The following is an 11025-nucleotide window of genomic DNA, read 5'->3' as shown; positions in this document are numbered from 1 at the left end:
GGCGGGGCGGGGCTGTCAGGTGGAGCCGCGAGGCGGGTCAATGGAACAGGTCAGCGCGGACAGGTCAGCGGGCCAGCCACCCACCGTCGACCGCGAGGACCTGCCCGTGGACGTAGGCCGCAGCGTCGGAGGCCAGGAAGACCACCACGTTGCCGATGTCCTCGGGGTTGCCCCAGCGCCCGGCGGGGATCCGCACGGAGAGCTGGGCGAGGCGGTCCGGGTCTGCCAGCAGCGCGGAGTTCATGTCCGTGGCCATGTACCCCGGTGCGACCGCGTTGACGTTGACGCCCTGCCCGGCCCACTCGTTGCACAGCGCCTTGGTGACCTGCGCGACGGCGCCCTTGCTCGCTGCGTAGGCGGGCACGGTGAAGCCGCCCTGGAAGCTCAGCAGCGAGGCGAGGTTGACGATCTTGCCCGCCCCGCGCTCGAGCATCGGCCGGCCGAAGAGCTGGCACAGCTGGAACACCGAGCGGAGGTTGACGTTGATCACCTCGTCCCAGGCCTCGAGCGGGAAGTCGACCGCGGGGTAGCGGTCCTGGGTCCCGGCGTTGTTGACGAGGATGTCGACGCGGTGGGCGGCGAGCACCTCCCCGGAGACGGCCTCCACCTGGGCCGGGTCGGACAGGTCCATCGCGAAGAAGTGCACCTGCCGCCCCAGGGCCGCGGCATGGTCGGTGAGCTCGGCTGGGACCCCGCTTCGCCCGAAGACGACGACGTCGGCGCCGGCGTCGAGCAGCGCCCGGGTGATCCCCGAGCCGAGCCCGCGCCCGCCGCCGGTGACGGCGGCGACCTGACCGGTGAGGTCGAAGGCGCTCACAGTGCCGCCTCCTCGATGACGGCGCCGGCAGCCGCAGCGGCGACGGCGTCGTCGGACGCACCGGGGAGCGGGGTCACGAGCACCTTGAGGCAGTCCTGCCCGGTGGTCGCGGCGTCGAAGGCGGCTGCGGAGTCGGCCAGGGCGAAGGCCCGGGTGGGGAAACCCTCGAGGCCGAGGGCGCCGGAGGCGATGAGCTCGATCGCCCGGGTCATGTCCGCGGTGGTGTACACGCGCACCCCCACCATCGACTGCTCCTTGAAGCAGATGGCCTGCAGGTCCAGCGCGGTGGGCTGCTTGTACACACCGACCACGACGATCCGCCCGAGCACCCGCGTCGCCGCGGTCACCTCGGCCGCCACGCAGGGGTGGGCGGCGGAGTCGAAGGTCGTGTCCGCCCCTTCCCCGCCGGTGAGCTCAGCCACGACCGACGTCATGGTCGCGTCCTCGGGCACCACGGTCAGGCCGAGGTCGTGGGCCACCGAGCGCCGCCACGGGCTGGGCTCGGTGATGACCACCTGACCGGCTCCCTCGTGCCGGGCGACGAGGGCGACGAGCACGCCGATGGGCCCCGCCCCGAAGACCGCGACCGTGTCGCCTGCCTCCATACCGGACCGGGCGACCGCGTGCACCGCGACGGCCAGCGGCTCGGCGAGGGCGGCGGTGCGCGGGTCGACCGAGTCCGGGACGGCGTGCAGCACGTGCGGGGGCAGTGCGACGAGGTCGGCCATCGCGCCCGGGGCGTCGATGCCGTAGAGCCCGAGCCTGCTGCACACGTGGGCGTTGCCGCCGCGGCAGGACAGGCACTCACCGCAGGAGATGAGCGGCTCGACGACGACGAGGGTGCCGACCGCGAGCCCACTGTCCCCCGGCTCCTCGATCCACCCGGACATCTCGTGACCGGGGATGAGCCCGTGCACCGCGCGCGGGTGCTTGCCGTGCACGATCGACAGGTCCGTCCCGCAGATCCCGTTGTAGGCGACCTTGACCAGGGCCCAGCCCTGCGGCACTGTCGGTCGAGGCACCTCGGTGACCTCGACCTCGTCGGTGGCCGTCCAACGGGCCGCGTGCATGGTGTTCATCTCAGGCTCCAGTGGTGAGAAGGGGAAACTGGGCGTTGCGTCCCGCGGTCCCCAGGACCTGCGGGTTGAGGATGTTGCGCGGCATCCGCCCGGCGCACACCTCGACGACGTTCTCGATGGTGCGTCGCTTGAGCTCGACGTAGGACTCCTCGGAGTACCAGGCCAGGTGCGGGGTGAGCACCACGTTGTCGAAGTCCATCAGCGGGTGACCGGCCGGCAGCGGCTCGGTCTCGTGGACGTCGATCCCTGCCCCGGCGATGCTCCCGGCGCGCAGCGCGTCCACGAGCGCGGCGGTGCTGATGACCCCGCCGCGGCTGGTGTTGACGATGATCGCGTCGGTGCGCATCCGGTCGAGCTCGGCCGCGCCGACGAGGTTGCGCGTCTCGTCGGTGAGGGGGGTGTGCATGGAGACCACCTGCGAGCGCTCGAGCAGCTCGTCGAGGCTCACCGCGGGGAAGCCGTGGAAGGTCGCGGCTCCCGGCTCGGCGCGCACGTCGTAGCCGATCACCTCGTAGCCCAGGCCGGCGGCCTTGCGCGCGGTGGCCGTGCCGATCAACCCCATCCCGATGATCCCGAAGACGCGGGCGGCGGTCTGGTACAGCGGGCGCACCACCGCGAGGTCGAAGCTGCCGGCCCGCATCCCGCGGTCCAGCCGCGGGATGCCCCGGCCCACCGCCAGCGCCAGGCCGATCGCGTGGTCGGAGACCGCCTCGGTGCCGTAGTCGGGCACGTTGCACACCGCGATCCCGCGCGCCGTGGCGGCCGCGACATCGACCGAGTCGACGCCGACGCCGTAGCGGCCGATGACCTTGAGCCCTGGCAGGGCGTCCATGATCTCGGCGGTGATGGAGGCGTACTGCACGAGGATCGCGTCGGCGTCGGCGCAGGCGTCCACGAGGGAGGCGGCGTCGGTGGACTGCGCGACGACGAGCTCAGCCCCCGCGGCGGCGGCGACCGTGTTCTCCGCGTCGAAGGAGTCGTGGTCGCACTCGGTGATGGTGATGCGCATCGTCTGGTCCTTTCAGGGCCGGCAGGGTGCAGTGCGGGTCAGCGGGCGAGCCAGCCGCCGTCGACGGGCAGCACCGCACCGTTGACGTAGTCGGCCGCACGTGAGGAGAGGAACAGGACGGCGCCGGCGATGTCCTCGGGCACGGCCCACCGCCCGGCCGGGATGCGGGCGAGGATGGACTCGCTGCGCTCGGCGTCCTCGCGGAGCTGGTGGGTGTTGGCGGTCGCCACGTATCCGGGGGCCACGGCGTTGACGTTGATCCCCTTGCTCGCCCACTCGTTGGCCAGCGCGCGGGTGAGCCCGGCGATCGCCGACTTCGAGGAGGTGTAGCCCGGGACGTTGATGCCGCCCTGGAAGCTGAGCATGGAGGCGGTGTTGACGATCTTGCCGTGACCGCGGGCGATCATCGTGGCGCCGACCTCGCGGGAGAGCACCCAGGCGCTGCGCAGGTTGACGTCGAGCACGGCGTCGAAGTCCTCGTCGGAGTGCTCCACAGCCGGTGCCCGGCGGATCGTGCCGCCGTTGTTGACGAGGATGTCGACCGGGCGGGCGGCCAGGTCCGCGGCGAGCGCGGCGACAGCGGCCCGGTCGGTGAAGTCGGCGCTCAGCGGGATGAAGGTGCGTCCGGCGGCCTCGACCGCGGTGCGGGCCGCGCTCTCGCCGTCGGGCATCGTGGTGGACACGCCGATGACGTCGGCGCCGGCTGCGGCGAGGGTGCTCGCGATGGCCAGGCCGATTCCCTGGCTGGCGCCGGTGACGACGGCCAGCTGGCCGTCCAGGCTGAACAGGCGCTCGGTGATCTGGGGGGACGTGCTGGAGTGGGACATGACGGTGCTCTTCTCTGATGGGGCCTGGCCGGCGCCCGTCAGGGCACCGTCAGTGCGGGGTGTAGCCCAACGCCTCCGAGATGGCGTTCGCGGTGGCGATCGCCTCGGGGGACATTGCTTCGATCTGGTCTTCGGTGTGCTGCAGGGTGATGGTGGAGATGGACACGCCGTACTTCACTGTTCCGGTGTGGTCGTAGACGGGGGCCGCCACGCAGATGACACCCGGGACGTTCTCCTCGCGGTCGAGGGCGTACCCCACCTGCCGCACCTGGGTGATCTCCCGCTCGAGGTCGGGGAGCGTGGTCAGGGTGCGGTGCGTGCGGCGTTCCAGGCCGGCCCGGGCGACGAATCGCTCGAGCGCGTCGTCGGAGTAGCTGGCGAGGATGACCTTGCCGATCCCCGAGGAGTGCATCGGGATGGAGTGCCCCACCCGGGACGGCATGCGGTACGGCGTGTCCGAGTCCGTGCGGACCAGGTACAGCACCTCGTCGCCGTTACCGGCTCCGAGGTGGACCGTGCAGTGCACCCGCTCCACGAGGGCGTCGATGTGCGGCTGCGCGATCGCCGAGATGTCGATCCGTTCCAGGGCCCGCCCGGCCAAGGACAAGATCTTCGGCCCGGGCAGGTAGCCGCCGTCCTTGTTCACGGTGACGAACTGACGGTCCAGCAGCGTGGCGAGGATGCGGTGGGTGGTGGCCTTGGGCAGACCCGTGGCCTCGACGATGTCGGTGAACCGTGAGTAGGAGAACGCTGCCTCGAGGACCAGCAGCGTCTTCTCGCTCGCATTGGTGGTCGTCAGTGCCGTTCCATGCGCTGCTGCGGAGGCTTCGGTGTCCATCTCGTCCATCCCTGTCGGGCAAAGGCGCCATTGGTCAGCGCATGTCCGCGATGGCGAATCCGTCCATGTCGTCGAAGGACTGGTTCTCCCCCGCCATGGCCCAGACGAAGCTGTAGCTCTCCGAGCCGACGCCGGAGTGGACCGACCAGCTCGGGGAGATGATGGCTTCCTTGTTCCCTACGACCAGGTGCCGGGTCTCGGTCGGCTCACCCATGATGTGGATGACCCGTGCCTGGACCGGCAGATCGAAGTAGAGGTAGGCCTCCATCCGGCGATCATGCGTGTGAGCAGGCATTGTATTCCACATGCTGCCTGGGTGAAGGGTTGTGACACCCATGACGATCTGGCAGCTCTGCACGCCGTTCTCGTGGATGTACTGGTTGAGGGTGCGGCGGTTGGAGGTGAGCGGGTCGCCGAGCTCACGCACCGTGCCCTGCCCAGGCTCCACGAGGGTGGTGGGGTAGGCGGTGTGCGCCGGGGCGGAGACGAGGTAGAAGGCCGCGGCGCCGTCTGCGGCGTCGGGCTCGGTGGAGGCGAAGACGATGTCCTGGGCCCCGCGACCGATGTACAGGCACGCGCCCTTGGCCAGGGTGTACGTGGTGCCGTCGACCGTGACTGTGCCGGCGCCGCCGACGTTGACGATGCCGCCCTCGCGGTGGGCGAAGAAGAAGTCCGAGCGGATCTCGGGGTAGGTGCCCAGCGTGAGCGGGCCGGTGACCGGGCTGATGCCCACGAGCACCACGCGGTCGTGGTGGGTGTAGACGGCGTTGATCTCGTCGGCAGCGAAGAGGTCCTGCACGAGGTAGCGACTGCGCAGCTCTGCCGTGTCCATCCCCGGCACGTGCTCGGGGCTTGTTGCGTACCGCTGTTCCATGACGATCCTCACCTATATATACAGAGACGGTTGATGCGGGGGGCGGACCGTCCCGCCCGGGTCGGTCGGGACGGTCCGCGGGGTGTCGCCGGGCTATGTCAGGTCGAGGACACTGGGGAGCCACAGCGAGAGCTGCGGGATGAACATCACCACGAGGAGCATGACCACCAGGGCGATGAAGAACGGCACGAGCCTGCGGATGACGTCTTCGATGCGCAGGTTGGCCACCTTGGCCCCGACGAACAGGACCGGTCCCACCGGCGGCGTGATCGTGCCGATGCAGAGGTTGAAGATCATCACGATGCCGAAGTGGATCGGGTCCACCCCGAAGCTCATGACGATCGGCAGGAAGATCGGCGCGAAGATCAGCACGGCCGGCGTCGGGTCCATGAAGCAGCCGACGACGAGCATGACCACCGCGATGAGGAGCAGCAGCACCGTGGGGTTGTCGCTGATCGAGAACATCGCGTCGGCGACCATCGCCGGGATCTTGGCGAAGGACATGACCCAGCCCATGATCGAGGAGACACCCACGAGGAACATGACGATGGCCGTGGTGCGGGTGGAGTCCAGGAGGATCGGCTTGAGGTCACGGACCTTGACCGACCGGTAGATGAAGGACAGCGCGAGGGAGTAGACCACCGCGATGCACGAGGCCTCGGTCGGGGTGAAGTACCCGAGCAGGATTCCGCCGATGACGACGACGATGAGCGCCAGCGACGGGAGGGCGTCGACGATCGTCTTGGCCCGCACGGACAGGCTGATCTTCTCGGTGACCTTGAGCTCAGGCCGCTTGCGGGCGTAGAGGTAGACGATGACCATGCAGGTCACAGCCCACAGGATGCCGGGGATGTAGCCAGCCACGAAGAGCGCCGCGATCGACGTGCTCGAGACGAGGGAGTACACGATCATGAGGTTGCTCGGCGGGATGAGCATGCCGGCGGGAGCCGAGGCGATGTTGGTCGCCGCCGCGAAGTTCTTGTCGTACCCCTCCTTGGCCTGCAGCGGTCCCATGGTGGAACCGACCGCGGCGACGGCCGCGACGGCCGAGCCGGACACCGCTCCGAAGAGCGCGTTGGCGGCGACGTTCGTCTGGGCCAGGGACCCGGGCATGCGGCCCACGAGGACCTTGGCGGCGTTGATCAGCCGTAAGGCTATGCCGCCGTTGTTCATGATCACGCCCGCGAGGACGAAGAACGGGATGGCCAGGAGCGAGAAGTTGTTGATCCCTCGGAACATCTGCTGAGCCGAGGTGAGCATGCCGTTCTCGAAGCCGAGGGCGGAGACCATGGCCAGCGCGGAGGACAGACCGACCGCGACGGAGATGGGAGCTCCCAGGAGCAGGAACCCGAAGACTCCGACGACCAGGATGAGTGCTGCTAGAGCTGCGACGTCCATGAGTGTGCCCCTCCCTAAAGGACGTCCGGCTCGGCGTCTTCGACCGCACTCTCGGTGCGGCGGAGGATCCCAACCAGGTGGTAGACGGTGTAGAAGACGATGAGCACGCCGGAGATGGGCAGCGCCAGGTAGAGCGGTCCGACGGCGATCGGGAGGCCCGCGAGCTTCTGGTCCCAGGCCAGCTCGGTGACCTGCCAGCCGCCGTAGATGAGGACGAGCGTGGCGAAGGCCAGGATCGCGACCTGCATGAGCAGCCCGACGACGTACTGGACCTTGGCGGGGAGCTTCTTGACGGCGAAGTCGACGTAGATGTGACCGCGCTCGCCGAACACCAGGGCTGACCCGAAGAGGCCGAGCCAGATGAAGACGTACTTGGCGAGCTCCTCGGACCACCCGCTCGGGGAGTTGAGGACCTGGCGGGTGAACACCTGCCAGGAGACGTCGACGACCAGGACGGCGAACAGCACGACGCAGAACCAGCTCAGCGCGCTGTCGAGCCCCTTCTTGACTGTTTTCATGAGGAGACCTCTTCGGGTAGCCGGGTGATTACTCGGCCGCCGCGCGGACATTGTCGTAGAGGTCCTTGCTGGTCTGCGTGGCCAGCTTCTCCTCGATGAGCGGGGCGAGAGCGGTGCGGAAGGCGTCGGCGTCGACCTCGTTGAACTTCGCTCCGGCTGCCTCGGCGGCGGCCTTGCTCGAGGAGACCTCCTCGGCCCACAGGCCGGCCTCGTCCTCGATGGCCACGGCGAGCTCCTCGGCGAAGACCTTCTGGTCCTCGGCGGACATCTTGTCCATCGTCTTGGGGTTGACGATGAGGTAGTCGGGGAACATCAGGTGACGGGTGTAGGAGTAGTACGGCGCGATCTCGGCGTGCTTGAGGTTGGAGAAGATCGACTCGTTGTTCTCGGCGCCGGTGAGCACGCCGGACTGGATCGCGGTGTAGACCTCGCCCTGGCCCATCGGGGTCCCGGACCCGCCCATGAGCTCCATCATGCGCAGGTTGGTGTCGGACTCGATGACGCGGATCTTCATGCCGGCGAGGTCGGCGGGGGTGTTGATCGGCTTCTCGGAGTTGTACACGTTGCGGATGCCGCCGTGGAAGCCGGCCTGGACCGAGATGCCCTTGTCCTCGATCGAGGCGAAGAGGTCGCCGGTGACCGCGGGGTCGTTGACGACCGCCCGCTGGTGGTCCTGGCTGTCGAAGACGTAGGGCAGGTTGAACACGACGAAGTCAGGGTTGAAGTTCTCCAGGAGGGACCCGGAGACCATGGAGAAGTCGATCGAGCCGGCCTGCACCAGCTCGATGGTGTCCTTCTGGCTGCCCAGCGTCTCGTTCGGGAAGACCTCGATGTCGTAGCGTCCGTCGGTGCGCTCGCTGAGCCGGTCACCGAGGGCCTCGAGCACCTTGAACTGGGGGTGGGACTCGGTCTGGTTGAAGGCAACCTTGAAGACCGTGGTGTCACCGCCACCGTCCGCGCTGCCGTCCGAGCTGCAGGCAGCCAACGAGAGGGCGAGCGCCGAGACGCCAGCCATGGCGACGATCGAAACAACCTTGTTCCGCATCATGTGTAACTCCTTAGTGGGCTCACCGGGGGATGAGCAGACCGAGTACTGTCCTGGACCACCGGCGCCGTCGCCGAGGTGAATCCGACAACCGCGTCGGCATCACGTCCATGGAACTAAGTTCCGGTGGGTGGAACCAGTAGACCGGGGAACTTCGGTTCCGTCAACCCGCTGGGCGTGTCTGGCCTGGGTCGAGACCAGACTGAGACCTTCGCTACGGTGACCCCATGACAGCCCGCACCGACCTCGCCACGCCCCCCATCCTCCCCGATTCGGATATCGGTTTCATAGGACTGGGGGTCATGGGCGCACCGATGGCAGCCCACCTCCTCGCTGCCCGTCCCGCCGGTGCGAAGCTGCACGTCACCGCCCGGCGCCCGGCCTCGGCCCAGGCGCTCGTGGAGGCGGGCGCGCGCTGGCACCCCACCGCGCGAGAGCTCGGCGCCGCCTGCCGCGGACCGCGGCCCACGCTGGTCCTCATGGTCCCGGACCTGCCCGACGTGACAGCCGTGCTCGACGGCGCGGACGGTCTGCTCGCCGGGCTCACCGGCCCCGCGCTCATCGTCGTCTGCTCGACGGTCTCCCCCGCCGGGCTGCGCGCGTTGGACGAAGACGTCCGCTCCCGCACCGACGGACGAGTTCGGGTGATCGACGCCCCGGTGAGCGGCGGCGAGGAGGGCGCGCGCGCCGGCACGCTGTCCGTCATGGTCGGCGGCCACGACGACGACGCCGCCCAGGCCTGCGCCGTGCTGCGCCCCACCGGCACCCCGGTCCACCTGGGCCCGCTGGGCGCGGGACAGATCGCCAAGGCCTGCAACCAGATGATCGTCGCCGCCACGGTGCTCGCCCTGGGCGAGGCCTCCGTCCTCGCCGAACGAGCCGGGCTCGACGTCGGCGCCCTCTTCGACCTGCTCGGCGGCGGCTACGCCGGATCACGGATGCTCGAGGTCAAGAAGCGCCGCTTCGCCGAGCACGACCACAGCCCCTCGGGCGCCGCGAAGTTCCTCATCAAGGACCTCGGCTTCGCAACCGACGAGGCCGTGCGGACCGGCACCGCGACCCCTCAGCTCGACGTGCTGCGCTCGGTGTTCACCGACCTCACCGCAGCCGGCCTCGGCGACCAGGACACGTCCGTGGTGCAGGCCTTCGTGGGCAGCCTGGCGCGGATCGCACCGGCCGAGGCGCTGGGCCGTCACAGCTGACAACCCGCGCGTGATACCACCTCCGGAGCCCTCGCAACCATGCCAGAAGGCCCGGATCCAGGCCCCGCGAGGTGGGCTATCGTGACGACCGGCGAGCCCCTCGACGACGAGCGGGCAGACGCCGATCACACCTCAAGGACGATGATGAGCACTCCTCCGAAGACCCTCCTGGGGACGATGACCCCCGGCGGGCGGCGCAACTTCGCCGACACCCTGCGCGCCGAGAACACCGGCGCGATCCTGCTGCTCTCAGGCGCGGTCATCGCGCTGATCTGGGCCAACTCGCCCTTCGGCGAGAGCTACCGCGCCCTGAGCAGCCTCACCTTCGGGCCCTCAGCCCTGCATCTGGACCTCACGGTCGCCCAGTGGGCCACGGACGGCCTGCTGGCGATCTTCTTCTTCGTCGTCGGGATCGAGCTCAAGCGCGAGATCGTCGACGGCGAGCTGCGCCGCCCGGCGACGGCGATCGTGCCGATCCTGGCCGCGGTCGGCGGCATGGCCGTCCCTGCGGTCGTCTACTCGGTGATCAACACCCTGAGCTCGGCCGGGGACCCCAACGGCTGGGCCGTGCCGGTCGCCACAGACATCGCCTTCGCGGTGGCCGTGCTCACCATCTTCGGCAAGGGCCTGCCGACGGCTCTGCGTGCCTTCCTGCTCACCCTCGCGGTGGTGGACGACCTGCTCGGGATCATCGTCATCGCCGTCTTCTACGCCAACGGTCTGAGCTTCGTGTGGATGCTCGCGGCCTTCGTGGCGATCGGCCTGTTCGCCGTGCTGGTGCGCCGCCGCGGTGGCGCCTCCCCGTGGCTGCTCATCCCGCTCGGGGTGCTGGCGTGGGCGTTCATGCACGCCTCCGGGGTCCACGCGACGATCGCCGGCGTCGCCCTCGGGCTCACGGTGCCTGCCCTCGCCCGCGGCGGGGAGGCCACGTCGCTGGCCGAGCGCTACGAGCACGCCTGGCGCCCGCTCTCGGCCGGCTTCGCGGTGCCGGTCTTCGCCCTCTTCGCGGCCGGCGTCGCGATGACCCCCTCCGCGCTGGCCGACGCCGCCTCCAACCCGGCCGCGCAGGGCGTGTTCTTTGGCCTGGTGCTCGGCAAGCCGGTCGGCATCGTGCTGGCCACCTGGCTGCTGGTGACCTTCACCGGCGCAGCCCTGGACGCCTCGCTGCGCTGGCTCGACGTCGTCGCGGTGGCCTGCGTGGGCGGTGTCGGGTTCACGGTCTCGCTGCTCATCGGCGAGCTGTCCTTCGACCCGGGCACCGTGACCAGCGAGGCGGTCAAGGCCGCGGTGCTCCTCGGGTCCCTCACCTCCGCGGCGGCGGGCGGTGCGCTGCTCAGCTGGCGCAGCGCCGTACGGGCCCGCGAGCAGCGCTCCGGGGAGGTGCCGACCACCGCGTGAACGCCGCGTGACCACCGCAC

General features: G+C 69.6%; 11 protein-coding genes. 2 read left to right on the top strand and 9 right to left on the bottom strand.

Features of this window, described 5'->3' with window-relative positions; translation table 11 throughout:
* Positions 1-64: 64 nt before the first annotated feature.
* The 9 genes from SS2_RS04335 to SS2_RS04295 all read right to left on the bottom strand — a co-directional run bounded on the left by SS2_RS04335 (position 65) and on the right by SS2_RS04295 (position 8408).
* Positions 65-817 (bottom strand): glucose 1-dehydrogenase, encoded by a 753-nt coding sequence (locus tag SS2_RS04335; RefSeq protein WP_066461390.1) that lies wholly within the window; start codon positions 815-817, stop codon positions 65-67.
* Positions 814-1896 (bottom strand): zinc-dependent alcohol dehydrogenase, encoded by a 1083-nt coding sequence (locus SS2_RS04330; protein ID WP_066461389.1) that lies wholly within the window; start codon positions 1894-1896, stop codon positions 814-816. The genes SS2_RS04335 and SS2_RS04330 overlap by 4 nt, the downstream gene beginning before the upstream one ends.
* Before the next feature lies 1 nt (position 1897).
* Positions 1898-2905, bottom strand: a complete 1008-nt coding sequence (locus tag SS2_RS04325; protein WP_066461388.1) for a C-terminal binding protein — start codon at positions 2903-2905, stop codon at positions 1898-1900.
* 38 nt (positions 2906-2943) lie between these two features.
* Positions 2944-3732, bottom strand: coding sequence for an SDR family oxidoreductase (locus tag SS2_RS04320; protein ID WP_066461387.1), 789 nt, complete (start codon positions 3730-3732; stop codon positions 2944-2946).
* A 49-nt stretch (positions 3733-3781) separates the two neighbouring features.
* Positions 3782-4570 (bottom strand): IclR family transcriptional regulator, encoded by a 789-nt coding sequence (locus SS2_RS04315; RefSeq protein WP_066461448.1) that lies wholly within the window; start codon positions 4568-4570, stop codon positions 3782-3784.
* Between the two features lie 34 nt (positions 4571-4604).
* Positions 4605-5444, bottom strand: a complete 840-nt coding sequence (gene kduI / locus SS2_RS04310) for a 5-dehydro-4-deoxy-D-glucuronate isomerase (protein WP_066461384.1) — start codon at positions 5442-5444, stop codon at positions 4605-4607.
* Between the two features lie 93 nt (positions 5445-5537).
* Entirely contained in the window at positions 5538-6842 is a 1305-nt protein-coding gene (locus SS2_RS04305) for a TRAP transporter large permease (RefSeq protein WP_066461382.1), read from the bottom strand.
* Between the two features lie 14 nt (positions 6843-6856).
* Positions 6857-7360 (bottom strand): TRAP transporter small permease, encoded by a 504-nt coding sequence (locus SS2_RS04300; RefSeq protein ID WP_066461380.1) that lies wholly within the window; start codon positions 7358-7360, stop codon positions 6857-6859.
* Between the two features lie 28 nt (positions 7361-7388).
* The gene (locus SS2_RS04295) at positions 7389-8408 is read right to left on the bottom strand and encodes a TRAP transporter substrate-binding protein (RefSeq protein WP_066461378.1); all 1020 of its coding nucleotides are present in this window, start codon (positions 8406-8408) and stop codon (positions 7389-7391) included.
* A gap of 299 nt (positions 8409-8707) precedes the next feature.
* Between SS2_RS04295 and SS2_RS04290 the strand changes: the two genes are divergently transcribed.
* Positions 8708-9607 (top strand): NAD(P)-dependent oxidoreductase, encoded by a 900-nt coding sequence (locus SS2_RS04290; protein ID WP_245643350.1) that lies wholly within the window; start codon positions 8708-8710, stop codon positions 9605-9607.
* 144 nt (positions 9608-9751) lie between these two features.
* Positions 9752-11005 (top strand): Na+/H+ antiporter NhaA, encoded by a 1254-nt coding sequence (gene nhaA / locus SS2_RS04285; RefSeq protein WP_245643349.1) that lies wholly within the window; start codon positions 9752-9754, stop codon positions 11003-11005.
* Positions 11006-11025: the final 20 nt, after the last annotated feature.

This window comes from Sanguibacter suarezii NBRC 16159 (assembly GCF_001552735.1).
Classification (GTDB): Bacteria; Actinomycetota; Actinomycetes; order Actinomycetales; family Cellulomonadaceae; genus Sanguibacter; species Sanguibacter suarezii.
This window is presented reverse-complemented; position numbering and strand designations above follow the sequence as displayed.

Excerpts from the sequence above, each read along its gene's own strand:
- kduI (WP_066461384.1), bottom strand. The coding sequence starts at position 5,444 with ATGGAACAGCGGTACGCAACAAGCCCCGAGCACGTGCCGGGGATGGAC.
- SS2_RS04315 (WP_066461448.1), bottom strand. The coding sequence starts at position 4,570 with ATGGACACCGAAGCCTCCGCAGCAGCGCATGGAACGGCACTGACGACC.
- SS2_RS04290 (WP_245643350.1), top strand. The coding sequence starts at position 8,708 with ATGGGCGCACCGATGGCAGCCCACCTCCTCGCTGCCCGTCCCGCCGGT.
- SS2_RS04330 (WP_066461389.1), bottom strand. The coding sequence starts at position 1,896 with ATGAACACCATGCACGCGGCCCGTTGGACGGCCACCGACGAGGTCGAG.
- SS2_RS04325 (WP_066461388.1), bottom strand. The coding sequence starts at position 2,905 with ATGCGCATCACCATCACCGAGTGCGACCACGACTCCTTCGACGCGGAG.
- nhaA (WP_245643349.1), top strand. The coding sequence starts at position 9,752 with ATGAGCACTCCTCCGAAGACCCTCCTGGGGACGATGACCCCCGGCGGG.
- SS2_RS04305 (WP_066461382.1), bottom strand. The coding sequence starts at position 6,842 with ATGGACGTCGCAGCTCTAGCAGCACTCATCCTGGTCGTCGGAGTCTTC.
- SS2_RS04320 (WP_066461387.1), bottom strand. The coding sequence starts at position 3,732 with ATGTCCCACTCCAGCACGTCCCCCCAGATCACCGAGCGCCTGTTCAGC.
- SS2_RS04295 (WP_066461378.1), bottom strand. The coding sequence starts at position 8,408 with ATGATGCGGAACAAGGTTGTTTCGATCGTCGCCATGGCTGGCGTCTCG.
- SS2_RS04300 (WP_066461380.1), bottom strand. The coding sequence starts at position 7,360 with ATGAAAACAGTCAAGAAGGGGCTCGACAGCGCGCTGAGCTGGTTCTGC.